The following is a 25,066-nucleotide window of genomic DNA, read 5'->3' as shown; positions in this document are numbered from 1 at the left end:
GTCCCCGCGACCCACCGTCGTCCCCGCGCAGGCGGGGACCCATACTGAGCGTCAAAATCCATTCCATTCAAAATGGCGTAACACTCTCCAGTTCATGATTCTAGAAGCGATGCATGGGTCCCCGCCTGCGCGGGGACGACGTGCGCGACGGTGCGAAGACCGCCTTTTTAGCCCAGCGCTTTCACTACCGCGTCGCCCATCTCCTCGGTGCCGACGCGGGTCGTGCCTTCCTCATGAATGTCCGGCGTGCGCAGGCCCTGGGCCAGCACGCGCTTGACCGCGGTGTCGATGCGCTCGGCCTGCTCGACCTTGCCGAGCGAGAAGCGCAGCATCATCGCGGCGGACAGGATGGTCGCCAGCGGATTGGCGATGCCCTTGCCGGCGATGTCCGGCGCCGAACCGTGCGACGGTTCGTACAGGCCCTTGTTGTTGGCGTCCAGCGAGGCCGAGGGCAGCATGCCGATCGAGCCGGTCAGCATGGCCGCGGCATCGGACAGGATGTCGCCGAACATGTTGCCGGTGACGATGACGTCGAATTTCTTCGGCGCGCGCACCAGCTGCATCGCCGCGTTGTCGACGTACATGTGTTCGAGTTCGACGTCCTGGTAGTCCTCGTGCACCTCGGTGACGACGTCGCGCCAGAACTGGAAGGTTTCCAGCACGTTGGCCTTGTCGACGCTGGTCACCCGGCTGCCGCGCTTGCGGGCGGCCTGGAACGCCACGTGGGCGATGCGGCGGATCTCGCCTTCGGCGTAGCGCATGGTGTCGAAGCCTTCGCGCTGCCCGGCGAACGGGCCGTCCGGGCATGTGCGCACGCCGCGCGGCTTGCCGAAATAGATGTCGCCGGTCAGTTCGCGGATGATCAGGATGTCCAGGCCGGACACCACCTCGGGCTTCAGGGTGGAGGCGCCGGCCAGTTCCGGGTACAGGATCGCCGGACGCAGGTTGGCGAACAGGCCGAGTTCCTTGCGCAGTCCGAGGATCGCCTGCTCCGGGCGCAGCGCGCGCTCGAGCGTGTCGTATCGGTAGTCGCCGACGGCGCCGAACAGCACCGCATCGGCGGCCTTGGCCAGCGCCAGCGTGGCCGGCGGCAGCGGATGGCCGTGGGCGGCGTAGCCGGCGCCGCCGACGTCCGCGCTTTCCATCTCGAAGCGCTCGTCCAGCGCGTGCAGGACCTTGACCGCCTGGGCCGTGATTTCGGGACCGATGCCGTCGCCCGGCAGGATTGCAATCTTCATGTGGGGGTATCCGCTTCGTTCAGATGGTGTTGGCCAGCCACGGCTGGTTGTGCAGGTGGCGTTCCTCGAACGCGCGGATGTCGTCGGCGTGGCGCAGGGTCAGGCCGATGTCGTCCAGGCCGTTCAGCAGGCAGTACTTGCGGAACTCGTCGATCGGGAAGTCGAAGGCCATGGCGCCGTCCGGCGTGGACACGGTCTGCTTTTCCAGGTCCACCACCAGCTTGAAGCCGGGGAAGGCCTTGACCGCGTCGAACAGGCGGTCGACTTGCGCCTCGCCCAGCACGATCGGCAGCAGCCCGCTCTTGTAGCAATTGTTGAAGAAGATATCGGCGAAGCTGGGCGCGACGATGGCGCGGAAGCCGTACTGCTGCAGCGCCCACGGCGCGTGCTCGCGCGACGAGCCGCAACCGAAATTCTTGCGCGCCAGCAGGACCGACGCGCCCTGGTAGCGCGGCTGGTTCAGCACGAAGTCCGGGTTCAGCGGACGGTTGGCGTTGTCCATGCCCGGTTCGCCGTGGTCGAGGTAGCGCCACTCGTCGAACAGGTTGGGACCGAAGCCGGTGCGGCGGATCGATTTCAGGAACTGCTTGGGGATGATGGCGTCGGTGTCGACGTTGGCGCGGTCGAGCGGCGCCACCAGGCCTTCTTGTACGATGAATTTTTCCATGGTCTGGCCTTTATTTGCCGCCGGCGCCGGTGATGACCTGGCCGACCTTCTGCACGTCGCGGCCCATGCCGGAGATCGTGTTGCAGCCGCTGACGGCCAGGGCGACGAGTGCGAGGGCGATGATGTTCTTCATGCTGTTGTGTTCCTGTTTTGATGTTTCCGCAGGGGTCAGAGCCCGGTTTTCGCGAATGGGCTCTGGCCTCTAGCGCACGTCGACGAAATGGCCGGCGATCCCGGCCGCGGCGGCCATTGCCGGCGATACCAGGTGCGTGCGGCTGCCCTGCCCCTGGCGGCCTTCGAAATTGCGGTTCGAGGTCGAGGCGCAGCGCTCGCCCGGTTCCAGGCGGTCGGCGTTCATCGCCAGGCACATCGAGCAGCCCGGTTCGCGCCATTCGAAGCCGGCGGCCTTGAACACCTGGTCCAAGCCTTCGCGCTCGGCCTGCTCCTTGACCAGGCCGGAACCCGGCACCACCATCGCCAGCTTGACGTTGGAAGCGCGGTAATGGCCGCGCACCACGGCGGCGGCGGCGCGCAGGTCCTCGATGCGCGAGTTGGTGCAGGAACCGATGAACACCTTGTCGATGCGGATGTCCGCGATCGCCGTGTTGGGTTTCAAGCCCATGTAGACCAGCGCCTTTTCCATGGCGTCGCGCTTGACCGGGTCTTTTTCCTGGTCCGGATCGGGCACGCGGCCGTCGATGGTGGTGACCATCTCGGGCGAAGTGCCCCAGGTCACCTGCGGGCGGATCTGGGCGGCGTCCAGCGTCACCACCAGGTCGAACTTCGCGCCCGGATCGGTGTGCAGGGTGCGCCAGTAGGCCACGGCTTGCTCCCAGTGCGGGCCGCTGGGCGCGAACGGACGGCCTTTGACGTAGTCGATGGTGGTCTGGTCGACCGCCACCATGCCGGCGCGCGCGCCGGCTTCGATCGCCATGTTACAGACCGTCATGCGGCCTTCCATCGACAGCGCGCGGATGGTCGAGCCGGCGAATTCGATCGCGTAGCCGGTGCCGCCGGCGGTGCCGATCTTGCCGATCACGGCCAGCACGACGTCCTTGGCGGTCACGCCCGCCGGCAGCTGGCCGTCGACCTGCACCAGCATCGATTTCGACTTCTTGGCCAGCAGGGTCTGGGTGGCCAGCACGTGCTCGACTTCCGAGGTGCCGATGCCGTGCGCCAGGCAGCCGAAGGCGCCGTGGGTCGAGGTGTGCGAATCGCCGCACACCACCGTCATGCCGGGCAGGGTCGCGCCCTGCTCCGGGCCGATCACGTGCACGATGCCCTGGCGCTTGTCGTTCATGTTGAAGTACGTCAGGCCGAACGACCTGGCATTGCCGTCCAGCGTCTCGACCTGCAGGCGCGAGGTGGGGTCGGCGATGCCCTGGCGGCGGTCGGTGGTGGGGACGTTGTGGTCGGCTACGGCAAGGTTGGCGGCCGTGCGCCATAGCGGACGCCCGGCCTCGCGCAGGCCCTCGAAGGCTTGCGGGCTGGTGACTTCATGGACCAGGTGACGGTCGATATACAGTACGGTGGTGCCATCGGCATCGGCACGCACGACATGCGAATCCCAGAGTTTGTCGTAGAGCGTCTTTAACATGATCAATCCTGAAAACGACCGCCATATGCGGGCATGGTCTTAAATTATGCCATATTTGTGCATTGCGGAAGCGGGCTGGCTTGCAAGATTCTTTCAACAAATAAACTAATCGATAAATATTATTTTGCTTCGTTTTTTAAAACATGAATAAAAAAAGCCTGTGCGGGAATCGCACAGGCTTTTGTGGCTTTGTTGCGTAAAAGCGTCAGGCGGCCAGGCGCACGCTCCCGCGGCAACCGTCCATCAGGAACGACAGGCCCACCACCAGCACCAGCGAGCCTTCCGCCGAGCGCGCGGTGCCGGTGATGCCTTCCACGGTGAGCGCCGTCATCGGCTTGATCACCAGGTCGGCGGTGCCGTCCACCGCCTGCATCGCCAGGATGTAGGGCTGCGGCGCGTTGATCACGATGCCGACGCGCTCGGTGCACACTTCGTAGCCGAGCGAGGCCGCCAGCGAGCGCACCGGCAGCGGACGGCCCTGGTCCTTCAGCACCGGGGCGCCGCCGACCTGCATGAAGTTTTCCGGCAGCTCGACCACGCGCTCGACCACCGCCATCGGCAGCGCCAGCTGGGCGCCCGAGGTCGACACCAGCATGGTCGGCACGATCGACAGTTCGATCGGCAAGCGGATCGAGAACTTGGTGCCCTTGCCCAGGTTCGAGTCGATGCGGATCGCGCCGCGGTTCTTCTCGACCGCGGTTTTCACCACGTCCATGCCGACGCCGCGGCCCGACACCGACGACGCCACTTCCTTGGTCGAGAAGCCCGGCAAGAACACCAGCTGGTAGGCTTCGTCGTCGCTCGGCGCGGCGCTCTCGCCGATCAGGCCCTTCTCGACCGCCTTCTTGCGCAGCTTGCCCGGGTCCATGCCGCGCCCGTCGTCCTGCAGCACGATCATGACGCTGTTGGCTTCCTGCCAGGCCTTCAGCAGGATGAAGGCCTTGGCCGGCTTGCCGTTGGCGACGCGGTCCTGCGGTCCTTCGACGCCGTGGTCGAGCGCGTTGCGCAGCATGTGCACCAGCGGGTCGTACAGGCTGTCCACCACCACGCGGTCGACTTCGGTCTCGGCGCCTTCGATGGTCAGCTCGACGTCCTTGCCCAGGTCCTTGGCCAGCTCGCGCACCAGGCGCGGGAACTTCTGGAACAGGCGGCCCACCGGCTGCATGCGCGTCGCCAGGGTGGCGCGCTGCAGTTCGGCCGAATAGCGCGAGGCGCGTTCCAGCGTCTCGGTCAGCGTCGCCATCAGCGTCGCGGCCTGGCCCTCGAACTTGAACTGGGACAGGCGCTCCAGCAGCACGGCGGCCTGGTTGGCGGCCTGCACCGATTCGCCGGCCACTTCCAGCAGCGCATCCAGCTTGACCGCGTCGATGCGGATGCTTTCGTCCTTGGCCGGCGCACTGGCGGCCGGCTTGGGGTCGGCGCGGCGCTCGGCGCCGTCCCAGCCCGGCCTGGCGGGCGCGTGCTCGGCGCCGGCCGTTGCGGCAGCCGGGCTTGCAGTCACCGGGCTTGCCGCGGCCGGCTCGGCTGCTGCGATGGCCGACACCGTGGCTACCGAGGGCGCAGGCATGGCGGCGGCCGGCACGGCGGCTTGCGGCGCCGGTGCGGACCGGGAGGCCGGCACATGGGTGCCCGGCGGGACCACCGCCATGAACAGCGCTTCCCAGTCGACGCCATCGGCCGGCGCGACAGGCGCTGCCGCCGCGACCGGCGCAGGTGCAGCCGCGGCCGGCGCTGCGGCCGCTGCGGGCGCCATGGCCGGCGCCGGCGCCGCCTTGGGCGCGTCCTCGCCGGCGATCGCCTCCTTGAGCATGCGCTCCAGGTCGTCCGGCATCGACGCCAGCTGTTCGGGCGTGGCGCCGTTGTTCAGGTCGTTGAGCTGGTCGGCCACGAAGCCGGACGCCTGCAGCGATGCCTCGATCGCCGCCGGCGTGACCGGCGCGGCGCCGGTGCGCAGCGCATCGAACAGGTTCTCGGTCAGGTGGCAGGCCGTGACCAGCGCCGGCAATCCCATGAACCCTGCCCCACCCTTGATGGTGTGGAACGAGCGGAACACCGCGTTCAGCGTTTCCTTGTTGTCCGGGTCGCGTTCGAGTCGCAGCAGATGCTCTTCGACATTCGCTGCAAGATCCATCGCCTCGACGACGAAATCCTTGAGCATTTCATCCATTAGAATCCCAGATCGGCAAGAAGGTCATCGACACTGTCCTGGTCGAGCGCCGCGGTCGGCACTGACGGACCCTGCATCAGCGGCGCCGCCGGTTCCTGCACGGCCTGCTTCTGCGCCAGTTTTTCCTTGACGTCGGCCGGTGCGCTGTCGCGCAGCAGCTGGGCCAGTTCGTTCTCGACGGTCTTGGTGATGTTGACCACCTTCTTGATCAGCTGACCGGTGATGTCCTGGAAATCCTGGGCCATCATGATCTCGAGCAGGCGCGCCTTTTCGGCTTCGGTGGCTTCCGACACCAGCTGGGCGAACTGCCTGGCGTCGCCGGCCAGCGACTTGAACTGGTCGATCGAGAGCTTGCCCGCGAACAGGTCGGCCCAGCGGTTTTCCATGTCCTTGGCCTGCTTGGACAGCTTGTCCTGGGCCGGCATGCCGTCGTCCAGCGTATTCAGTACCTTGTTGGCGGCCTGCTCGGTCAGCGAAGCCACGTATTCGAGGCGGTCCTGGGCGTCGACGATCTGCGACGAGGCTTCGGTCAGCGCCTTGTCGTAACCCAGTTCGCGCAGCGAATCGTGCATCACGCGCACGATGCCGCCCAGGCGCTCGTACATGTTCTTTTCGTGCTCGTCCGCCGGCTCGGCGTGTGCGGCAGCCGGTGCTGCGGCAGCCGGTGCTGCGGGAGCCGGTGCCGTGGCAGCCGGTGCCGCGGCGATGGCGGGTGCCACGGCGGCAACGGCGGGCGCCGGTGCGGCGCCGGCGGCGACCTGGTCGAACAATGCCTCGAGGTCGTCTTCGTCGGCGGCAGCGGGCGGCGCCGGGGCCGGCGCAGGAGCCGGCGCGCTGGCCCGCTGCGCTGCCACTTCCTCGAATAGTGCGTCGAAATCGTCAGCGGCGTCGGTCATATCCCTGCTTCTCCCTAATATAGATGTCGCAATCTCGTTGCGGTGTGCGGTGCGTATTGCCGTCCAGAAATGACAGCTGATTCGAACACGAGTGTAGCAGCGTGGTTGCCGTAGGTAAATCTTACTTGTGGGCAGCGTTGCCGTTTGGCCCAAGAACGTGGCGGCAGAACAAAAATTTCTCTCAATGTATGAATATTTTCATAAAGAAAGTGTTGTATTTATTAATTTCAAGCATTTTCGCCATATAACTTGTTTTTTACTGGGTCAAGCAAACCCATCTCTGAGCGAGATCAAGCGTTACCAACACCTCCAGGCGAAAAACCCGAACTACAATGGAAAGGTGACGAGACGAGGAGGGACTGGCCATGTACCGCAAGATTCTGATCACCACGGACGGCTCCGCCGTGTCGCAGCACACGGCTTGCGCCGGCGTCAAGTTTGCGCAACAGATGGGGGCCGAAGTGCTGGTGCTGTTCGTCGCGCCCGAATACCAGTATCCGGTGTACGTCGAAATCGTTCCGCCTGCCTATCCCAGCGAGGTGGAGTACATCGAACAGATGCAGCGCATGGGGCAGGAAACCATGGGATCCGTGCTGCGCTCGGCGCAGGAATGCGGCCTCAAGCATACCTGTCTCACGGCATTCTCCGACGCCGCCGCGCTCAAGATCGTCGACGTCGCCGAGCAGCAGGACTGCGACCTGATCTTCATGGGTTCGCATGGGCGCAGCGGCTGGGGCCAGCTGCTGCTGGGCAGCGTTACCAACAAGGTGCTGTCGCAGACGTCCAAGCCGGTTCTGGTGCATCGCCTCATCCGCGAACCCGGTTCGTGATTTGCCGTACCTGCATTGTCAGGCATCACTGCTCAACAACCTACTGTTTGTAAAAAAGAGACGATTCACCCAGTTACAACGGTGTTACGATGAAAGCTTCGCTGCCCATGCATATCCGAGGAACCTTATGATTCGCATTGTCATCGCCGACGACCACACCATCATGCGCGAAGGCCTCAAGCGCATCCTCGACGGCGCCGTCGACATCGAAATCGTCGGCGAAGCCATCAATGGCTTCGAAGTGCTGTCGCTGGTGCGGCAAGGCGGTTTCGACCTGCTGCTGCTGGATTTGTCGATGCCCGGACGCAGCGGGGTCGACCTGATCCGGCAGGTGCGCAGCGAAGCGCCCAAGCTGGCGATCCTGATCCTGACGATGCACGAGGAAGAACAATATGCAGTGCGGGCCATCCGCGCCGGTGCCCAGGGCTACCTGACCAAGGAAAGCGCCGGCACCCAGCTGGTGGGCGCCATCCGCAAGGTCGCCTCCGGACGGCCCTACATCAGCACCGAGGTCGCCGAGCAGCTGGCGCTGAACATCATGGCGCCCAACGAACAATTGCTGCACAAGCAGTTGTCGGACCGCGAATTCGAAGTCTTTTCCCTGCTGGTCGGCGGCAAGTCGATCACCGAGATCGCCAACAACCTGCACCTGTCGGTGAAGACCGTCAGCACCCACAAGACCCGCATCATGCAGAAAATGGGCATGACGTCCTTGTCGGAAATGGTGCAATATGCGGTCGCGCACCGTCTGCTTTCTCCGATGAAAGCGTAGGACAAACGGAAGCATCTTTGGGTAGAATTCTGTTTTGACACCTCCACGCCACGTTGGTGCCGGTCTCCCCGGGTGGCGTCGCTTTTCTCACAGCAGGGCCCACAGCGCCCTCCTGCCCGCTCCAGCTAGGATTTCCCCTCTGTCGCAGTGACTTTTGGTAGGAAAACTCCTACAACCTGACGTTCTGTCCTACCTACACATTCAGCCGTTGCTGATATGAATGACGAACTCGTGTTGGCATACTGATTTCAGCGTTTCGTCTTGCTTGCGGTCTATATCCGTTTTGAGTGAATCTGCCTGGCGCCTAAAACCTTGCGCCAAGTAAGTCGGACTGGCCCGCCTGAAACCTTGATTTCCTTTACCTGGAGATGAGTATGCAGTCCCAGCCAACGCCAGAACAACGCAACGCCCCTCAATCGACGCTGCACTCGTCACAGATGGAAGCCGGTCGCCAGCGCCAGGGCCGTCTGTGGTCCAACCTCAAGGAAGTCTGCGACCTGCTGCATATCCCGGCAGCCGTATCGATGAATACCGAGGAACTGCTGTTCCAGCACGTGCAGTTCAAGACCGGCCAGCGCGTCCATACCATCGGCCAGGCGTTCGACACCTTGTACATCGTCAACTCCGGCTTCCTGAAAACGGTGCTGATCGACGAGTTCGGCAACGAACAGGTGCTGAGCTTCCCGATGAAGGGCGACATGCTCGGCGTCGACGGCATCCATACCCGCCATTACGCATCGGAAGCGGTGGCCCTGTCGGACTGCGATCTGATCCTGGTGCCGTTCAAGAAACTGACCGCGCTGGGCCGCGTGCATGCCGAGCTCGAGAACCTGATGTACGGCGTGATGAGCCGCGAACTGGTGCGCGAACAGGCGATGATCGGCATGCTCGGCGCCCTGTCGGCCGAAGCACGCGTGGCCCGCTTCCTGATCTCGCTGGCCGAGCGCTTCGCGGCGATGGGCTATTCGAGCAAGCTGTTCAACCTGCGCATGACGCGCCATGAAATCGGCAGCTACCTCGGCTTGACGCTGGAGACCGTCAGCCGCACCCTGTCCGCCTTCAACGAGATCGGCCTGATCACGGTCGACCAGCGTACCATCGGCATCAAGGACCCGGAAGCGCTCAAGACGCTGCGCCGCCTGCCGCCCTCGCGCTCGCGCGCCAAGCAGAACGCCAAGGGCAAGTCGGACTCCGACTCGTCCGGCGACGGCCAGGTCCTGGCGACTGCATGATGTCCAGCGCATCACGGCCGGCACATCGCAGCCGGCGCATCACTGCCGGCGAATTACAGCCGATGCATTACAGCCGCCGCATTACAGCCGCATCGACCGGCCGGGCCTTCAGCGGCCCGGCCGCTAGTCCGTCTCCGAGGATGTTTCCTCGCCTGTGCTGACCGTACCGAGTACTTCCTTCCCTGCCGAAAATGCGCGCGGTGCTTCCTTACTGGTCGCGCACCAGCACGCCGTTGTCGACCTTGACCCGGTCGCCGGCACGGAATCCCGGATCGTTGTCGAACGGGACGGTCTGGGTTGCCCCATTCTCGTAGCGCACCACGACCTCGAAGCGGTCGCCGCTGCGCGCATTGCGCTCGATGCTGCGCCCCGCCAGGGCGCCGCCGACCGCACCCGCCACCGTGGCCGCCGTGCGGCCATTGCCGCTGCCGACCTGGTTGCCGAGTAGGCCGCCGACCGCGGCGCCGCCCAGCGTGCCGAGCGCCGACGCCTCGCCGTTCGCATGCACCATGTTGACCGCCTCCACGGTCGCGCAATTGGTGCAGTAGCGCGCCACGCGTCCATCGTCGCGCCCGTTGTCGCGTCCATCGCGCGGCCCCTGCCCTGCATCGCGCGGCGGCGGCGGTACATCGCGCACCGGTCGCGGCACCGGGCCGCCGGTCAGCAGCGGGCGGCCGAGCGACGCGGTCGCATAGCGGCCATTGTTGCGGATGGTCGCGGTGACCGCCGCATCCGGGGCGATGCGGTCGTCGCGGCGAATCGTGTACAGCCCGCTGTATTCGCCCGGCCGCACCTCCGGCAGCGTCACGATGCCGCGCGTGCCGGCGATCTGGATATCGACCTTGGCGCCGGGCGTGCCGAACACCGAGAAACGCAGTTCGTTGCCGGGGCCGAGGTCGTCGCTGCCGCGCACGTCGAAGCGGTCGACGCGCGGCACGGTGGCCAGCTGGCCGCTGCGGTCGTCACGGTCGCGTCCCGGTCCGCGCACCAGCGCCTCGCCCAGCACCTGGGTGGCGACCCGGCCGCCGGCGCGCAGGTTGGCCGTTACCGAGCTCCCAGGGCGGATACGGTCGTGCGTGCCGATCGTGTACGTGCCCTGGTAGGTGCCGGGACGGGTTTCGGTCATGTGCAGGTTGCGCGTGGCGCCGTCGATGCGCAGCGTGACGTCGCCGCCGGGCGAGCCGTGCAGGTCGAAGTTCAGTTCGGTGCCCGGATCGAGGCGGCGCACGGAATCGACGTTGAAATCCTCGATGCGCGGGCCGATGGCGGCCACGCGCGGGTGGTTTTGCGCCTGCGCCGGCGCCGGGACGGCCGCCGTCAGCAGCGGCAGCGCAGCGACCATGGCCGCGGCGAGGGTTTGTCGGGTTGTTGCCATGTCGTCCTCCGTCCTGAATGGGAAGCGTCGCCGCACCTGCACCGGATGGGGGTTGCCGGCACGCTCCACGCGTTGTCAATGTGATCAGCTTACGCTGCTCGACAATACGGCTCGGTGCGCTAGCGTACGCTGTGCACGGCGTCGCCGGAGGTGACGAAGATGCGCTCGCCGCGCGCCGCGCGTACCGTATACCCGCCGGTAAAGGCGCCGAAGGATGGCAGGATCATGCGCTGCGGCCCGACCACGAAACACGGCAGGCGCAGCGTGTCGGAGCGGGTCGCCAGCCGGTAGGCCGGATGCACGTGGCCGGCCAGCGCATAGCCGGGTGCGGCGATATCCGGATGGTGGCAGAACGAGAACGGCCCCAGCGTATGCGGCTCGTCGACCAGGTGGATGCCGAGCGCGGCGGCAGGATCGCCCGCATGCTGGTCGTGGTTGCCGCGCACCAGGGTCAGCGTCAGGGCCGGATGACGCAGGCGCCAGGCCAGCATCGCCGCCTGGGTGGCGGCCGCATGCGATGCGCGCGCATGCAGGAAGTCGCCCAGGAACAGCACGTGCGTCGCGCCGGTGGCCGCGACCAGCGCGTCCAGCGCCTCCAGGTTTTCGGTGGTGGTGCCGCGCGGCACCGGAATACCGAAGGAGCGGAACGCGGCCGCCTTGCCGAAGTGGATGTCGGCGATCGCCAGGATGCCCAGGCGCGGCCAGTACAGCGCCTTCTGCGGCAGCAGCAGCACCCGCTCGCCGGCCAGTTCGATCGCTAGCGCGCCCGCCGGTGCGGCAGCCGCGGTTTCCGGACCGGCGACCGTAGCGGCAGCCGCATCGTGCCCGCCGCCTACCGGCTTCGCATGCTGCGCGCTCATGCCTCGGCCGCCTTTTCCAGCTCGCGCACCATGCGCGCCACCCGGTCCGACAGCTTTTCGGACGAGATCTTTTCGCGGAAGCGCGCCACCATCAATGGAAAGGCGAACGGCGTGGCGCGCTTGACGTCGCGGTAGGCGATGCGGCGCCCGTGCAGTTCCACCAGCGTGTGGCGCAGGCGGCCCAGTTCCAGTTCCTGCTCCAGCACCTCGCGCTCGGCCTGGGTCAGCAGCAGGTTGGCGCTGTCGTGCTTGCGGAATACCTCGAAGAACAGCGAGGACGATGCCTGCACCTGGCGCGTCGACTTGTGCTGGCCCGGATAGCCCTGGAACACCAGGCCGGCGATGCGCGCCACCTCGCGGAAGCGCTGCTGCGACAACTGGGTCGCGTTCAGGCTGGCGAGCACGTCTTCCAGCAGGCGCTCGGTGGCGAGCACGCCGGCGTCGGCGCCGGTCTCGCCGGCGAACACGGCGGCCCAGTCGACCGGATCCGGCGACAGCAGCTCGAACCCATAGTCGTTGACCGCGATCGAGAAGGTGATCGGCTGCAGGCGGCTGACGCGCAGCGCCACTAGCGAGGCCAGTCCGGTATGCACCGAGCGTCCCGCGATCGGATAGGCGAACAGGTGCCAGCCTTCGCGGCTCTTCATCGATTCCACCACCAGGGTGTCGCTGCTGGGCAGGGCCGACCAGGTCTGCTGGACTTCCAGCAGCGGCTGCAGCGCGCGCATTTCCGGTCCTTCCAGGCGGCCGGCCGCGGCCAGCTTCAATTCTTCGCGCGCCGCCTGCGCCAGTTCCTCGGTCAGCGGCGCCTTGGTGCCGCCCCAGCGGCTGATCGCGCCCTTGGTGCTACTGCTGCGCTTGACGAAGGCCGTCATCTCGTGGACCCGCACCAGTTCCAGGATGCGGCCGCTGAACAAGAAGTGGTCGCCCGGCTTCATCCGCCCGATGAAGGATTCCTCGACCGTGCCGATGCGCCCGCCGCTCTGGTACTCGACGCGCATCTGCGCATCCGAGACGATGGTGCCGATGCTCATCCGGTGGCGCCGGCCGATGGCGGCGTCCGGCACGCGGTAGACACCCTCCTCGTCCGGCAGCACGCGCCGGTATTCCGGGTAGATGGTCAGGCTCTGGCCGCCGCGCGCGATGAAGTCAAGCGCCCATTGCCATTCCTCGGCGGTCAGGTGACGGTAGGACCAGGCGGTCTTGACTTCCTCGTACAGTTCCTTGGCGTCGAACCCGCCGCCCAGCGCCACCGTCACCATGTGCTGCACCAGCACGTCGAACGGCTTGTTCGGCACTTGCCGCGCCTCGATGCGGCGGCTGGCCACGGCGCGCTTCACGGCCGCCGCTTCCAGCAGTTCCAGGCTGTGGGTCGGCACCAGCGTCACGCGCGAGACCCGCCCCGGCGCATGGCCGCTGCGCCCGGCGCGCTGCAGCAGGCGCGCGATGCCCTTGGCGCTGCCGATCTGCAGCACGCGCTCGACCGGCAGGAAGTCCACGCCCAGATCGAGGCTGGCGGTGCACACCACCGCCTTCAGTTCGCCGCGTTTCAGGCCGCTCTCGACCCAGTCGCGCACCGAGCGGTCGAGCGAACCGTGGTGCAGCGCCACCACGCCGGCCCAGTCGGGACGCGCCTCGATCAGGTTCTGGTACCAGATTTCGCACTGCGCGCGGGTGTTGGTGAACAGCAGCGTGGCCTCGTGCCGTTCGATCTCGTCGATCACCGGCTGCAGCATCTGCAGGCCGAGCTGGCCGGCCCAGGGAAAGCGCGCCACGTTGGCCGGCACCAGGGTGTCGACCACGATTTCCTTCTTGAGGTCGCCCTCCACCAGCACGCCCGGCGCCGCGCCCGCGCCATCCGCAGCGCCCAGCAGCACGCGGCGCGCGTCGTCGAGGTTGCCCATGGTGGCCGACAGGCCCCACACCACCAGCGCCGGGTTCCAGCGCCGCAGGCGCGCCAGCGCCAGCTGCAGCTGCACCCCGCGCTTGCTGCCCATCAGTTCGTGCCACTCGTCGACGATCACCATGTCCAGCTGCTTGAACTGCTCGCGCGCGCCCGCGTGCGACAGCAGCAGCGACAGGCTTTCCGGCGTGGTGATCAGGGCGCCGGGCAGGCCGCGCGCCTGGCGCGCGCGCTCGGCCGACGTCGTGTCGCCGGTGCGCGCGCCCACGCTCCAGGCGCCGATCACGTCCGGACTGGCGGCGCCGAGGTCGTGCGCGGCGGCTTCCAGCGAGCGCTGGGTATCGGCGGCCAGCGCGCGCATCGGCGTGATCCACAACACGCGCACGCCGGCGGCGCGGCGCTTGGGACGGGCGGCGGCGCCGCCATTCCCGGCCGCCAGCCTTGCCGTATCCGCGGCCGCACCGCCGGTGGCAGCGGCTTTGGCGGCACGCTTGCCGGTGCCGGCGTCGATGCGTTTGTCCGCGCCCTTGCCGGCAGCCTTGGCATTCATCGCCCCGCGCAGCAGCGCCGCGAACCACACCGCGTAGGTCTTGCCGGCGCCGGTATTGGCGTGCAGCAGCCCGGAGTGCCCGGCCAGCGCCGCCTTCCATACCGCGCGCTGGAACGGGAACACCTTCCAGCCGCGCGCCGCGAACCAGGCGTCGACCGCCTGCTCTGCCTGCGAACGCGTCATGCTGCCGACACCTCCGGCAAGCCTTCCTGGATGCCCTCCACCGGCGCTTCCAGCAATCCCTTCAAGGTGTCCAGCGTATCGGCCTGGTCCACCGTCTTGTCGTCGCGCCGGCGCAGGATGCGCGGGAAGCGCACCGCGATGCCGGCCTTGTGCCGGGTCGACAGGGCGATGCCCTCGAAGCCGATCTCGAACACCATGGTCGGCTTCACCGAGCGCACCGGCCCGAATTTCTCGACGGTGGTCTTGCGGATGGCGTTGTCGACCTGGGCGATCTCGGCGTCGGTCAGGCCGGAATAGGCCTTGGCGAAGGGCACCAGCTTGCGCTCGTCCCCGTCGCCGTCCCACACGGCGAAGGTGTAGTCGGTGTACAGCGAGGCGCGCCGGCCGCTGCCGGCCTGGGCATAGATCAGCACCGCATCGATCGCATACGGATCGATCTTCCACTTCCACCAGGTGCCGACGTCCTTGGTGCGCCCCACGCCGTACTGGGCGTCGCGCGCCTTGAGCATCATCCCTTCCACGCCGCGCGCGCGCGATTCGCCGCGCAGCTTGCCCAGGTCTTCCCAGGTATCCGCCGTCACCAGCGGCGAAATGCGCAACTGTGGCCTGGCCACGCCGGTGACCAGCGTCTCCAGCAGCGCGCGGCGCTCATGCTGCGGCAGCGCGCGGGTGTCGACGCCGTCCAGCTCCAGCAGGTCGTAGGCCACTAGCACCGCCGGCAGTTCGGCCAGCAGCTTGGCCGACAGGGTCTTCCTGCCGATGCGCTTCTGCAGGTCGGCGAACGGCGCCGGCGCATCGACCGCGCCGGCATCGGTGCCGCTACCGCCCTGCCAGATCAGCACCTCGCCGTCGATCACCGTCCCTTCCGGCAGCTGGAGCGCGGTCAGTTCCGGAAAGCGCTCGCTGATCAGGTCTTCGCCGCGCGACCACAGGTAGCTCTGGCCGCCGCGCCGCACCAGCTGGGCGCGGATGCCGTCGTACTTCCACTCGACCTGCCAGCCGCCCATGTCGCCGAGATTCGCCGGTTCGCCCTGCAGCTGGTGCGCCAGGAAGAACGGGTACGGCTGGCCGCCGCGCAGGCGGTGCTCGTCGTCCGACTGCGGCGCGATCAGCTGCAGGAAGCCGGCGCCGGTCGGGCGCACGCGGCCGTCGGTCCAGCCCATCAGGCGCTGGGCGATCAGCTTGGCATCCACCGCCGCGATTGCCGCCAGCGCGCGCGTCACCAGCAGCTTGGAGACGCCGACGCGGAAACCCCCGCCGATCAGCTTGGCGAACAGGAAGCGCTCGCGCCAGGTCAGCTCGTCCCAGTACTGGAACAGGGCGGCGCGGATGGTGCCGGGATCGGCGCCGCGTAGCGGGCCGATGCGCTCCTCCATCCACACCGCCAGGCCGATGTCGCTCTCGCGCGTGGGCGGCGGCAGGATGTGGGCGATGGTCTCGGCCATGTCGCCGACCGACGAATAGCATTCGTCGAACAGCCAGTCGTCCAGGCCGGCATACTCGATCGAGTACTGGCGCATCAGCTTGCTGGGCACCGCCTGGCGCGGCTTGCCGCCGGCCAGGAAGTACACGGCCCAGGCGGCGTTCTCGGGCGCGGCGCTGGCGAAATAATTGCGCAGCGCCTCCAGCTTGCGGTTGGTGGCGGTGGTCTCGTCGAGTTCGGCGTACAGGCAGGCGAATTCACGCATCGGACGGCTCCCCGCCGGCGGCGGCGGCCGGCACGGCGCCCTCGCCGGTATCCTCGTCTTCTTCCTCGTCGCTCATGGCCGGCTGCGCCCTGGTGCGCGCCCGGCGCCGCGCCGGCTTGCCGGCGGTGGTGGAGTCGGTGGGGTCGGCGCCATCGGACTGCGCGGCAGCCTGCGCATCCGTGCCGGCATCGGCCTGCGCATCCGTGCCGGCATCGGCCTGCGCGTGGGCGCCGCCGTCCGCCGGCGCCGGCGCGTCGTCCGGCGCATCGTCGTCCTCTTCACCGTACTCGGTATCGAAGCCCTTGGCGTCCAGCCCGATCTGGCACAGCCAGCGCACCAGCACCGGAATCGAGCCGTGGGTGACGATCACCTGCTGCGCCTCGGTGGCGCGGATCGCCGACAACAGGCCCGGCCAGTCGGCGTGGTCGGACAGCACGAAGCCGCGGTCGACGCCGCGCCGCCGCCGGGCGCCTCGCAGCAGCATCCAGCCGCTGGCGAAGGCGTCGCTGTAGTCGCCGAAGCGGCGCGTCCAGGTCGAGCCGGATGCCGACGGCGGCGCCAGCACGATCGCATGCCTGAAATCGGCCTTGTCGGTTTCGCTCACCAGCTGCGTGTGCGGCAGCGCCACCCCGCCTTCGCGGTACACGCGGTTCAGCGGCTCCACCGCACCGTGGCAGACGATCGGGCCGATCGACGGGTCCAGCCCCGACAGCAGGCGCTGCGCCTTGCCGAACGAGTAGCCGTACAGGATGCTGGCGCGTCCCTCGGCGGCGTTGGCGCGCCACCAGGCGTTGATGTCGTCGAATACCTGCTGCTGCGGGTCCCAACGGTAGATCGGCAGGCCGAAGGTCGATTCGGTGATGAAGGTATGGCAGCGCACCGGCTCGAACGGCGCGCAGGTGCTGTCCGGCCCGACCTTGTAGTCGCCGGAAGCCACCCAGATCTCGCCCCGGTGCTCCATGCGGATCTGGGCCGAGCCGAGCACATGCCCGGCCGGATGCAGCGAGATGGTCACGCCGTTGCGCACGATGCGCTCGCCGTATTCCAGGCCTTCGATATTGATGTCCTTGCCCAGGCGCGATTTAAGTATGTTGACGCTCGGCGCCGACGACAGGTAGTGGGCGTGCCCCCAGCGCGCATGGTCGCCGTGGGCATGGGTGATGACGGCCCGTTCCACCGGCCGCCATGGGTCGATATAGAAATCCCCGGGGACGCAATACAGTCCCTCCCTGCGCACTACCACCATCTCCGTCATGCGGTCCTTTCCCGGCCTCGATCGCCGATGTCGTGTCGATTCGGCCCGATCATACCAAGCAGCACGCCGGGACCGCGTTCCGCCAGGCGCGCCTAGGCCGCGTGCTCGACGTAGTCCTTCATGAAGGAGCGGTGTTCCCCGTCCGGGAATTCGATGCAGACCTGGTCGCCGGCCATCGACAGCACCACGCCCTCGCCATATTTCGCCACCCTGGCGCGGCTGCCCGGCTCGAACACCGAGGCCGGATCCGGCGCGCTCTCGGGGGCATGGTCGAACTCGTCGTCGCGGATGACGATATCGTCCGCCAGCGCGGCGGCCGGCGGATTCAGGCAGTTGTCGCAGCGACAGCACTTCTCGAAACCGTCGACGTGGTCGCCGAAGTAATCGATCAGGAGCTTCCAGCGGCAGAATCCGCTGACCGCGTACGACACCATTTCTTCCAGCGCCTCCTTGTCGCGCTCCTGCTTCTGGCGGTAGATCTCGGCCATGGCCGAGAACAGCTTCGAGGACGGCTCGGTAGCGGTGGCCAGGTAGGCCAGTTTGCGGTTCTGGCGCAGCAGTTTCGCATCCTTGAGCAGCTTCAGGCACACCTTCAGGTGCGGCCCGGCCAGGTCCTCGGCCACGTCCTCGACCCGCTCGCGGGTCGCGCTCTCCTGCTGCGCCAGCGTGCGCACGGCCTCATAGACGCTGCGGATCTCGTCAGCGCTCGGGTAGTGCTTCACCAGGAAGAACTGCTGCAGGCGCTTGTCGTCCTGCAGGAACAGCAGCGTGCAGGCGGCATCCTTGCCGTCCCGTCCCGCGCGGCCGGATTCCTGGTAATACGCTTCCAGGTTGGCCGGAATCTGCAGATGCACCACGAAGCGCGTGTCCGGCTTGTCGATGCCCATGCCGAAGGCATTGGTCGCCACCATCACACGGCGCTCGTCGTCCATGAACAGGTCCTGGTTGGCCTTGCGCTCGCTAGCCGACAGCTTGCCGTGGTAGATGGTGACCGACTCGCCTGCCTCCTGCAGCAGGTGGTACATCTCTTCTGCCATCTTGACCGTGGCGGCGTAGACGATGCCGACGCCCTGCGCCGCCTGCACCAGGCGCAGCGCTTCCTGCATCTTTTCCCTGGCATTGGTGACCTGCACCACGCCGTAGTGCAGGTTAGAACGGTACACGCCGGTATTGACCACCTTCATGCGCGGCCGGTTGAGCTGGCGGCCGATGTCGTCCATCACGTCCTCGGTAGCGGTGGCGGTCAGCGCCAGCACCGGCGGGCGTCCCAGCGCTTCCAGCGCGCCCGCCATCTCCAGGTAGGCCGGGCGGAAATCGTGGCCCCATTGCGAGATGCAGTGCGCCTCGTCGATCACCGCCAGCGCCACCTTGACGCCCTTGAGCAGGTCGACGAATTCCGGCGTGGTCAGGCGTTCCGGCGTGCAGAACACGATCTCGCAGCGGTGTTCCGCGATCGCCGCCAGGGCGTTGCGCTCCCCTTCCGCATTCAGGCTGCTGTTGACCTGCACCGCGCGGATGCCGATTTCCTCGAGCCGTTCGAGCTGGTCCTTCATCAGCGAGATCAGCGGGGAAACCACGATCGTCATGCCGTCCAGGATGCGGGCGGGAATCTGGTAGCACAGCGACTTGCCGCTGCCGGTCGGCATGATGGCAAGAGTGTCGTTGCCGTCCAGGACACTGTCGATCACGCGTTGCTGGCCGTCGCGCAATTGGGCGAGGCCGAAGACGGATTTCAGCAGGCGGCGGATGGTATTGCGGCGCACTGCGAGCATGCCGTTATGCAGGAGTTGGGAGTTGTATGTGGTCATGCCGACAACTGTAAGCGTGACAACTCGAGCACGGTATAGGACGCCATGCATCGGCTCCGTAGGATCGCGACGAGATCGCCTCTCACTTGTTCAGACAGGGCGACAAGGTGCGCTCCTACAAAGCGACGGAATCGAAGCCGATAGTTTCTCTACAGCACACAACTTAAGATGGCACCGTCATCACCGACAAACCATTCATACCGCACGGAGCGCCATCATGACCCGCATCTTCCCGACCGCCTGGACCGCATTGCATGTTGGCCTGATCAGCGCTACCACCTGGCTGGTGTGCGCCAGCGGGGCGCTGAACGCTTCCGGCCCGTTATTCTTCCACTGATCCGCTCCTGCCGCAGCGATCGCGCGGCGCTCGGCATAGCCGGCGAGCGTTTTTCGCGCAACGGACGTTCTCCTGCCATACGATAGGCAGGCAATTCCTTCGCGAATGCAGGGCACGCACAGCGCGGGCATCCTGAAAACAAAAAAGCAGCGCTCCTTGCGGAAGCGCTGCTTTTTTCTTGTCGGTCCATGCAGGCCAGCCGGGACCGGCCTGCATGGCCGGCGCCCTGCCCGAACGACTTCGTTACGCCGCTTCCACCGCCACCGGCATGCGGATCAGGTAGTCGAAAGCCGCCAGCGACGCCTTGGCGCCCTCGCCCGCCGCGATCACGATCTGCTTGAACGGCGTCGTGGTCGCATCGCCGGCCGCGAACACGCCCGGGATGTTGGTGCGGCCATGGGCATCGACGATGATCTCGCCGAAGCGCGACAGCTCGACCGAACCCTTCAGGAACTCGGTGTTCGGCACCAGGCCGATCTGGACGAACACGCCGGCCAGGGTCACGTGCCTGTCTTCGCCGCTGAGGCGGTCCTTGAAGGCGATGCCGTTCACCTTGCTGCCGTCGCCGGTGATTTCGGTGGTCTGGGCATTGGTGTGGATGGTCACGTTCGGCAGGCTTTCCAGCTTGTGCACCAATACCGCGTCCGCCTTCAGCTGGCTGGAGAACTCCAGCAGGGTCACGTGCTCGACGATGCCGGCCAGGTCGATCGCCGCTTCCACGCCCGAGTTGCCGCCGCCGATCACCGCCACGCGCTTGCCTTTGTACAGTGGGCCGTCGCAGTGCGGGCAATAGGCGACCCCGGCGTTCTTGTACTCCTGCTCGCCCGGCACGTTGACGTTCCTCCAGCGCGCGCCGGTCGACAGGATCACGGTGGCCGACTTCAGCGAACCGCCGTTGGTGAAGCGCACCTCGACCAGCTCGCCCGGGGTCGCCGGCGGGATGATCTGGGCCGCGGTCTGCTGGGTCATGACGTCGACGCCGTAGTGACGCACCTGTCCTTCCAGCGCCGCCGAGAATTTCGGGCCGTCGGTCTCCAGCACCGAGATGTAGTTCTCGATCGACATGGTGTCGTTCACCTGGCCACCCATGCGCTCGGTGGCGATGCCGGTGCGGATGCCCTTGCGCGCCGCATACACGGCAGCCGCCGAACCCGACGGGCCGCCGCCGACGATCAGCACGTCGTACGGGTCCTTGGCCTGCAGCTTGGCCGCGTCGCGCGCCGCCGAGCCGGTGTCCAGCTTGGCGACGATCTCTTCCAGCATCATGCGGCCGGAACCGAACATCTCGCCGTTCAAGAACACCATCGGCACCGCCATCACCTTGCGCGACTCGACTTCCTGCTGGAAGGCGCCGCCCTCGATCACGGTGGTTTTCACGCGCGGATTCAGGATCGCCATCAGCGACAGCGCCTGCACCACGTCCGGGCAGTTATGGCAGGTCAGCGACATGTAGACGTCGAAGGTGTAGTCGCCGTCCAGCGCCTTGATGTTGTCGATGGTTTCCTGCTCGACCTTGGGCGGGTGGCCGCCGGTCCACAGCAGCGCCAGCACCAGCGAGGTGAATTCATGGCCGAGCGGCAGGCCGGCGAAGCGCAGCGCCGTGTCGCTGCCGACGCGCTTGAGCGAGAACGACGGCTTGCGCGCATCGTTGCCGTCGTAGCGCACGGTGATCTTGTCGCCACGCAGGCTCTGGATGGTTTCCAGCAGGTCGCGCATCTGCTTGGCGGTCTCGCTGTCGTCCAGCGAAGCGACCATTTCGAAGGATTGCTGTACGCGTTGCAGGTAGGCGCCCAGCTGGGTTTTCATGTCGTTGTCTAACATCGTCGACTCCTTTATGTGTCAAGTGCGGGCGAAGCGGGGCCTCGACGCATCGAATGTGCATCAATCAAATTAGTGAATCTTCTGGCGCGGCAAAATCGACTAGTTTGATCGCCCGGTTCGGGACGGGATCATGCGCGCGATCGAGGGGTTCGGCGCCGGCCGGGGTCCGCATCGCGGATGGCCGGCGCCGGGGTGCTACAGAGTGCTGCAGGTTACTGCCGGCGGGCCGTGCGGCCCGCACCGTACTGCTCGAAGCGACTGCTTAGATCTTGCCGACCAGGTCCAGCGACGGCTTCAGGGTCTCGGCGCCTTCGCTCCACTTGGCCGGGCAGACTTCGCCCGGATGTGCCGCGACGTACTGGGCTGCCTTGACCTTGCGCATCAGTTCCGATGCATCGCGGCCGATGCCGTTGTCATGCACTTCCATGACCTTGATCTCGCCTTCCGGATTCAGCACGAAGGTACCGCGCAGGGCCATGCCTTCTTCTTCGATCATGACTTCGAAGTTGCGCGACAGGGTGCCGGTCGGGTCGCCGATCAGCGGGTAGTTCACTTTCTTGATGGCTTCCGAGGTGTCGTGCCATGCCTTGTGCGCGAAGTGGCTGTCGGTCGACACGCCGTAGACTTTCACGCCCATCTTTTCGAATTCCGGCTGGAAAGCGGCCAGGTCTTCCAGTTCGGTCGGGCAGACGAAGGTGAAGTCGGCCGGGTAGAACATCAGGATCGACCAGGTGCCTTTGAAGTCGCCTTCGGTCAGGTCAACGAACTTGCCGTTGTGGAATGCGGTTGCCTTGAACGGCTTGATCGTGCTGTTGATGAGGGACATGAAATCTCCTGGTTAAAAAGGGGTGAACAAAAACGTCAGGTACACACTATACATCGCGTACGATTGAATTTGAAATTAATTGATTGGATTTCTTTGATTGATTTTAGCTATCGAATGGCAATGGACGGGTACTATCGGGTATATGGCAAGCGCAACGACTGCGTCGTCCCCGCGAAGGCGGGGACCCATACCGAGCAACAGGATTCGGTACTTGAAGAGCTAACCCGAATGTTCAAAGATATCGGCCTTGGATACTCCGCATGGGTCCCCGCCTGCGCGGGGACGACGGTTTTTAGGCCAGCAATACTATCTTGGACAGTAGTGCGCCTGAGCGGGGAGTCGTTTCCGGCAATGCCGGGAACGACGGTGGCTGGATGCCGGCTTCTGGGCCGGATCGGCCACCTGCACCGCCTCAAGCCGGCGCCACCGCCTTCAGCGCCGCTTCCGTGCACGGCAGCAGCAGGCTGAAGGTCGCGCCCTCGCCCGGCACGCTGCGCACCGTCAGCTGGCCGCCGTGCGAGGTGGCCAGCTGGCGCGAGATGTACAGGCCCAGGCCCAGTCCCTTCGGCTCGCCGCTCTTGGCGCCGCGTTCGTAGGGCTCGAAGATGCGCTCCAGGTAGTCCGGCGCGATGCCCTTGCCGTGGTCGGCGACGTCGATGCGCACGTGGCAGCCATCCTCGTGCACGCTGACCTCGACCGGGCCGCCGCCCACGCCGTAGCGCAGCGCATTGGTCAGCAGGTTGACCACCACCTGCTCGATGCGGAATTCGTCCCAGAAGCCGGTCACGGGCGCGTGCGGCGCCAGCACCACGTTGCAGCCGGCGGCGGCGGCGGCCAGCGACAGGTCGCTGACCACGCGCTCCAGCAGCGGCATCAGTTCGACCTTGGCCGGGCGGATCGACAGCGTGCCGCTCTTCATGCGCGACACGTCCAGCATGTCGTCGATCAGGCGGATCATCGACTTGATCTGGCGCTCGTCGCGCTTGATCATGGTGCCCATCTGTTCCGGGTTGAAGGCCGGCAGGTTGCCGCGCTTGAGCTGCAGGCTGCGCATCTGCGTTTCCAGGAACAGCGTGTTGAGCGGCGTGCGCAGCTCGTGCGCCACTAGCGACATGAATTCGTCGCGCATGCGCAGCGAGCGCTGCAGCTCGGCCTGGGTCTCGTTGAGTTCGCGCACCAGCACTTCCTGCTCGCGCCGGCTGCGCTCCAGCGCCTGCAGCTGGCGCCGCATCTCGCCGCGCTGCTGGTCGAGGGTGACGAACACCTTGACCTTGCTGCGCACCGCGTCCGGGTCGAGCGGCTTGTGCAGGAAGTCGACCGCGCCGCTCTCGTAGCCCTTGAAGGCGTAGTTCAGCTCGCGGCCGGCGGCCGAGACGAACACGATCGGGATGTTGCGGGTGCGCGAAGTGGCGCGCATCAGCTCGGCCAGCTCGAAGCCGTCCATGCCGGGCATCTGCACGTCCAGGATCGCCAGCGCGAACTCGTGCTCGAGCATCAGCGACAGCGCCTCCTCGCCCGAGCTGGCCTGGTACACCGTGCGCTGCTCGTCGCGGATCAGGGCATCGAGGGCGCGCAGGTTTTCCGGCAGGTCGTCGACAATCAGGAGTTTGGTCGGTTCTGGGACGCTCATGATTCTTGATTCTCCAACATGGACAACAGCGCAAAAATACGGGACAACGGCAATACCAGGTTCGGCTGGCTGCGTTCGATGGCGGCCAGCGGCATGACGGCGACCTGGGCCTCGGCCGGGTCCTGCACCACGGTGAAGCCGCCGCGGACGCGGATGTGGGCCATGCCGTCGGCGCCGTCGCGGTTGGCGCCGGTGAGCAGGATGCCCACCAGGCCGGGGCCGTAGGCGTCGGCGGCAGACTCCATCAGCACGTCGATGGCGGGACGGGCCCAGTGCACCGGCGGCTCCAGGCTCAGGGAAAAAGTGCGGTCCTGCTCCACCGACAGGTGGTAGGCGGAACCGGCGAAATACACCGTACCGGGCACGATCGGTTCCTTGTCGGCGGCTTCGCGCACCGGCACGAGCAGGCGTTCGTTGAACAGCTCGGCCAGCCGGCTTTCGCGGTCGGGCGGCAGGTGCACGATGCAGAATACCGGCAGTCCCAGGCCGTCCGGCAGCGCCGGCAGCAGATTGATCAGCGCATCCACGCTGCCGGCCGAGCCGCCGATCACCACCGCTTCCACGGTGCGCCCGCGCAGCGCCGTACGCAGCGCCTGGTCGTCCTTGACGGCCGCCGCGCTCATGTTCCCACCTTGCGGAACACGCGCTCGCGCTTGGCCAGCGGCTCGAAGCGCTGGGCATAGCTGGAAAAGTCGATGCTTTCCTTGCTGCCCAGGCCGAGGAAGCCGCGGTGCACCAGCGATTCGTGGAACAGGCCCAGCACCCGGTTCTGCAGGCGCTTGTTAAAGTAGATCATCACGTTGCGGCAACTGATGAAATGGGTCTCGGCGAACACGCTGTCGGTGGCCAGGCTGTGGTCGGCGAAGGTCACGTGCTCGATCAGCTCGCGGTCGAACAGCGCGCCGCCGTAGGCCGCCGTGTAGTAGTCGGAAAAGGCGCGCTTGCCGCCGGCCTTCTGGTAGTTCTCGGTGTACAGGCGCATGCGGTCGAGCGGCATCACGCCGCGCCGCGCCGCGTCCAGCGATTCCGGGTTGATGTCGGTGGCGTAGATCAGGCTGCGTTCCAGCAGTCCCTCTTCCTTGAGCATGATCGCCATCGAATACACCTCCTCGCCGGTGCTGCAGCCCGCCACCCACAGCTTCAGCGACGGATAGGTTTCCAGCAGCGGCAATACGTGGCGGCGCAGCGCCGCGTAGTACTCCGGATCGCGGAACATTTCCGTGACCGGAATCGTCAGGTACTGCAGCAGCCGGGCGAACGCGGACGGGTCGTGCATGACCTTGGACTGCAGCTCGGACACCGTGTTGCACTCCATCGCGCGCAGCGCCACCATCACGCGGCGCTTCTGCGAGGCGCCGGTGTAGTCGCGGAAGTCGTAGTTGTACTTCAAATAGACGGCTTCGACCAGCATGCGAAGCTCGATGTCCATGT

General features: G+C 66.4%; 20 protein-coding genes. 3 read left to right on the top strand and 17 right to left on the bottom strand.

From position 1 onward, the window contains the following. Positions 1 to 167: 167 nt before the first annotated feature. From leuB to HH212_RS14715, 6 genes are all read right to left on the bottom strand, one after another. Positions 168 to 1,238: a 3-isopropylmalate dehydrogenase gene (leuB, locus tag HH212_RS14740; RefSeq protein WP_170203163.1), complete on the bottom strand. Its 1,071-nt coding sequence runs from the start codon at positions 1,236 to 1,238 to the stop codon at positions 168 to 170. Between the two features lie 19 nt (positions 1,239 to 1,257). Then, positions 1,258 to 1,905, bottom strand: coding sequence for a 3-isopropylmalate dehydratase small subunit (leuD, locus tag HH212_RS14735; RefSeq protein WP_170203162.1), 648 nt, complete (start codon positions 1,903 to 1,905; stop codon positions 1,258 to 1,260). 10 nt (positions 1,906 to 1,915) lie between these two features. Beyond that, complete coding sequence (locus HH212_RS14730) at positions 1,916 to 2,038, bottom strand: entericidin A/B family lipoprotein (protein WP_170203161.1); 123 nt, start codon at positions 2,036 to 2,038, stop codon at positions 1,916 to 1,918. Between the two features lie 69 nt (positions 2,039 to 2,107). Further along, positions 2,108 to 3,502, bottom strand: coding sequence for a 3-isopropylmalate dehydratase large subunit (leuC, locus tag HH212_RS14725; protein WP_170203160.1), 1,395 nt, complete (start codon positions 3,500 to 3,502; stop codon positions 2,108 to 2,110). A gap of 205 nt (positions 3,503 to 3,707) precedes the next feature. Then, a complete protein-coding gene (locus tag HH212_RS14720) occupies positions 3,708 to 5,669 on the bottom strand; it encodes a chemotaxis protein CheA (protein ID WP_170203159.1) in 1,962 nt (653 codons plus the stop codon). Continuing rightward, a complete protein-coding gene (locus tag HH212_RS14715) occupies positions 5,669 to 6,565 on the bottom strand; it encodes a protein phosphatase CheZ (protein ID WP_170203158.1) in 897 nt (298 codons plus the stop codon). Before HH212_RS14715 ends, HH212_RS14720 begins: the two co-directional genes overlap by 1 nt. A 365-nt stretch (positions 6,566 to 6,930) precedes the next feature. Between HH212_RS14715 and HH212_RS14710 the strand changes: the two genes are divergently transcribed. The 3 genes from HH212_RS14710 to HH212_RS14700 all read left to right on the top strand — a co-directional run bounded on the left by HH212_RS14710 (position 6,931) and on the right by HH212_RS14700 (position 9,399). Next, positions 6,931 to 7,395 carry a universal stress protein gene (locus HH212_RS14710; protein WP_170203157.1) on the top strand — a complete coding sequence of 155 codons (465 nt, stop codon included), beginning with the start codon at positions 6,931 to 6,933 and terminating at the stop codon, positions 7,393 to 7,395. Positions 7,396 to 7,522: 127 nt separating this feature from the next. Continuing rightward, the gene (locus HH212_RS14705; protein WP_170203156.1) at positions 7,523 to 8,167 is read left to right on the top strand and encodes a response regulator; all 645 of its coding nucleotides are present in this window, start codon (positions 7,523 to 7,525) and stop codon (positions 8,165 to 8,167) included. A gap of 437 nt (positions 8,168 to 8,604) precedes the next feature. After that, positions 8,605 to 9,399 carry a Crp/Fnr family transcriptional regulator gene (locus tag HH212_RS14700; RefSeq protein WP_170205453.1) on the top strand — a complete coding sequence of 265 codons (795 nt, stop codon included), beginning with the start codon at positions 8,605 to 8,607 and terminating at the stop codon, positions 9,397 to 9,399. 208 nt (positions 9,400 to 9,607) lie between these two features. Here HH212_RS14700 and HH212_RS14695 read toward each other — a convergent pair whose 3' ends face one another. From HH212_RS14695 to HH212_RS14645, 11 genes are all read right to left on the bottom strand, one after another. Further along, positions 9,608 to 10,774: a glycine zipper 2TM domain-containing protein gene (locus HH212_RS14695; RefSeq protein ID WP_170203155.1), complete on the bottom strand. Its 1,167-nt coding sequence runs from the start codon at positions 10,772 to 10,774 to the stop codon at positions 9,608 to 9,610. 119 nt (positions 10,775 to 10,893) lie between these two features. Further along, a complete protein-coding gene (pdeM, locus tag HH212_RS14690; protein ID WP_170203154.1) occupies positions 10,894 to 11,634 on the bottom strand; it encodes a ligase-associated DNA damage response endonuclease PdeM in 741 nt (246 codons plus the stop codon). After that, the gene (locus HH212_RS14685) at positions 11,631 to 14,270 is read right to left on the bottom strand and encodes a ligase-associated DNA damage response DEXH box helicase (RefSeq protein WP_170203153.1); all 2,640 of its coding nucleotides are present in this window, start codon (positions 14,268 to 14,270) and stop codon (positions 11,631 to 11,633) included. Before HH212_RS14685 ends, pdeM begins: the two co-directional genes overlap by 4 nt. Continuing rightward, positions 14,267 to 15,958: an ATP-dependent DNA ligase gene (locus HH212_RS14680; protein WP_170203152.1), complete on the bottom strand. Its 1,692-nt coding sequence runs from the start codon at positions 15,956 to 15,958 to the stop codon at positions 14,267 to 14,269. The genes HH212_RS14685 and HH212_RS14680 overlap by 4 nt, the downstream gene beginning before the upstream one ends. Next, complete coding sequence (locus HH212_RS14675) at positions 15,951 to 17,213, bottom strand: ligase-associated DNA damage response exonuclease (RefSeq protein WP_170203151.1); 1,263 nt, start codon at positions 17,211 to 17,213, stop codon at positions 15,951 to 15,953. The genes HH212_RS14680 and HH212_RS14675 overlap by 8 nt, the downstream gene beginning before the upstream one ends. 92 nt (positions 17,214 to 17,305) lie before the next feature. Then, positions 17,306 to 18,985, bottom strand: a complete 1,680-nt coding sequence (locus HH212_RS14670) for a RecQ family ATP-dependent DNA helicase (RefSeq protein ID WP_229217288.1) — start codon at positions 18,983 to 18,985, stop codon at positions 17,306 to 17,308. Between the two features lie 616 nt (positions 18,986 to 19,601). Further along, on the bottom strand, positions 19,602 to 21,179 hold the full coding sequence (gene ahpF / locus HH212_RS14665) for an alkyl hydroperoxide reductase subunit F (protein WP_170203149.1): 1,578 nt from the start codon (positions 21,177 to 21,179) through the stop codon (positions 19,602 to 19,604). A gap of 262 nt (positions 21,180 to 21,441) precedes the next feature. Continuing rightward, positions 21,442 to 22,005 (bottom strand): alkyl hydroperoxide reductase subunit C, encoded by a 564-nt coding sequence (gene ahpC, locus HH212_RS14660; RefSeq protein ID WP_170203148.1) that lies wholly within the window; start codon positions 22,003 to 22,005, stop codon positions 21,442 to 21,444. A 412-nt stretch (positions 22,006 to 22,417) separates the two neighbouring features. After that, the gene (locus tag HH212_RS14655; protein ID WP_170203147.1) at positions 22,418 to 23,635 is read right to left on the bottom strand and encodes a hybrid sensor histidine kinase/response regulator; all 1,218 of its coding nucleotides are present in this window, start codon (positions 23,633 to 23,635) and stop codon (positions 22,418 to 22,420) included. Then, a complete protein-coding gene (locus HH212_RS14650) occupies positions 23,632 to 24,258 on the bottom strand; it encodes a chemotaxis protein CheB (RefSeq protein ID WP_170203146.1) in 627 nt (208 codons plus the stop codon). The genes HH212_RS14655 and HH212_RS14650 overlap by 4 nt, the downstream gene beginning before the upstream one ends. Continuing rightward, complete coding sequence (locus tag HH212_RS14645; protein ID WP_255486816.1) at positions 24,255 to 25,064, bottom strand: CheR family methyltransferase; 810 nt, start codon at positions 25,062 to 25,064, stop codon at positions 24,255 to 24,257. Before HH212_RS14645 ends, HH212_RS14650 begins: the two co-directional genes overlap by 4 nt. Between the last annotated feature and the right edge of the window lie 2 nt (positions 25,065 to 25,066).

The organism is Massilia forsythiae (assembly GCF_012849555.1).
Taxonomy (GTDB): Bacteria; Pseudomonadota; Gammaproteobacteria; order Burkholderiales; family Burkholderiaceae_D; genus Telluria; species Telluria forsythiae.
Note: the sequence above shows the minus strand (reverse complement) of the source record. Positions and strands in the feature narration are given on the sequence as shown.

What these genes read in the sequence shown, in the direction of transcription:
- leuB (WP_170203163.1), bottom strand. Translation starts at nt 1,238, where the DNA reads ATGAAGATTGCAATCCTGCCGGGCGACGGCATCGGTCCCGAAATCACG.
- leuD (WP_170203162.1), bottom strand. Translation starts at nt 1,905, where the DNA reads ATGGAAAAATTCATCGTACAAGAAGGCCTGGTGGCGCCGCTCGACCGC.
- HH212_RS14730 (WP_170203161.1), bottom strand. Translation starts at nt 2,038, where the DNA reads ATGAAGAACATCATCGCCCTCGCACTCGTCGCCCTGGCCGTCAGCGGC.
- leuC (WP_170203160.1), bottom strand. Translation starts at nt 3,502, where the DNA reads ATGTTAAAGACGCTCTACGACAAACTCTGGGATTCGCATGTCGTGCGT.
- HH212_RS14720 (WP_170203159.1), bottom strand. Translation starts at nt 5,669, where the DNA reads ATGGATGAAATGCTCAAGGATTTCGTCGTCGAGGCGATGGATCTTGCA.
- HH212_RS14715 (WP_170203158.1), bottom strand. Translation starts at nt 6,565, where the DNA reads ATGACCGACGCCGCTGACGATTTCGACGCACTATTCGAGGAAGTGGCA.
- HH212_RS14710 (WP_170203157.1), top strand. Translation starts at nt 6,931, where the DNA reads ATGTACCGCAAGATTCTGATCACCACGGACGGCTCCGCCGTGTCGCAG.
- HH212_RS14705 (WP_170203156.1), top strand. Translation starts at nt 7,523, where the DNA reads ATGATTCGCATTGTCATCGCCGACGACCACACCATCATGCGCGAAGGC.
- HH212_RS14700 (WP_170205453.1), top strand. Translation starts at nt 8,605, where the DNA reads ATGGAAGCCGGTCGCCAGCGCCAGGGCCGTCTGTGGTCCAACCTCAAG.
- HH212_RS14695 (WP_170203155.1), bottom strand. Translation starts at nt 10,774, where the DNA reads ATGGCAACAACCCGACAAACCCTCGCCGCGGCCATGGTCGCTGCGCTG.
- pdeM (WP_170203154.1), bottom strand. Translation starts at nt 11,634, where the DNA reads ATGAGCGCGCAGCATGCGAAGCCGGTAGGCGGCGGGCACGATGCGGCT.
- HH212_RS14685 (WP_170203153.1), bottom strand. Translation starts at nt 14,270, where the DNA reads ATGACGCGTTCGCAGGCAGAGCAGGCGGTCGACGCCTGGTTCGCGGCG.
- HH212_RS14680 (WP_170203152.1), bottom strand. Translation starts at nt 15,958, where the DNA reads ATGCGTGAATTCGCCTGCCTGTACGCCGAACTCGACGAGACCACCGCC.
- HH212_RS14675 (WP_170203151.1), bottom strand. Translation starts at nt 17,213, where the DNA reads ATGACGGAGATGGTGGTAGTGCGCAGGGAGGGACTGTATTGCGTCCCC.
- HH212_RS14670 (WP_229217288.1), bottom strand. Translation starts at nt 18,985, where the DNA reads ATGCTCGCAGTGCGCCGCAATACCATCCGCCGCCTGCTGAAATCCGTC.
- ahpF (WP_170203149.1), bottom strand. Translation starts at nt 21,179, where the DNA reads ATGTTAGACAACGACATGAAAACCCAGCTGGGCGCCTACCTGCAACGC.
- ahpC (WP_170203148.1), bottom strand. Translation starts at nt 22,005, where the DNA reads ATGTCCCTCATCAACAGCACGATCAAGCCGTTCAAGGCAACCGCATTC.
- HH212_RS14655 (WP_170203147.1), bottom strand. Translation starts at nt 23,635, where the DNA reads ATGAGCGTCCCAGAACCGACCAAACTCCTGATTGTCGACGACCTGCCG.
- HH212_RS14650 (WP_170203146.1), bottom strand. Translation starts at nt 24,258, where the DNA reads ATGAGCGCGGCGGCCGTCAAGGACGACCAGGCGCTGCGTACGGCGCTG.
- HH212_RS14645 (WP_255486816.1), bottom strand. Translation starts at nt 25,064, where the DNA reads ATGGACATCGAGCTTCGCATGCTGGTCGAAGCCGTCTATTTGAAGTAC.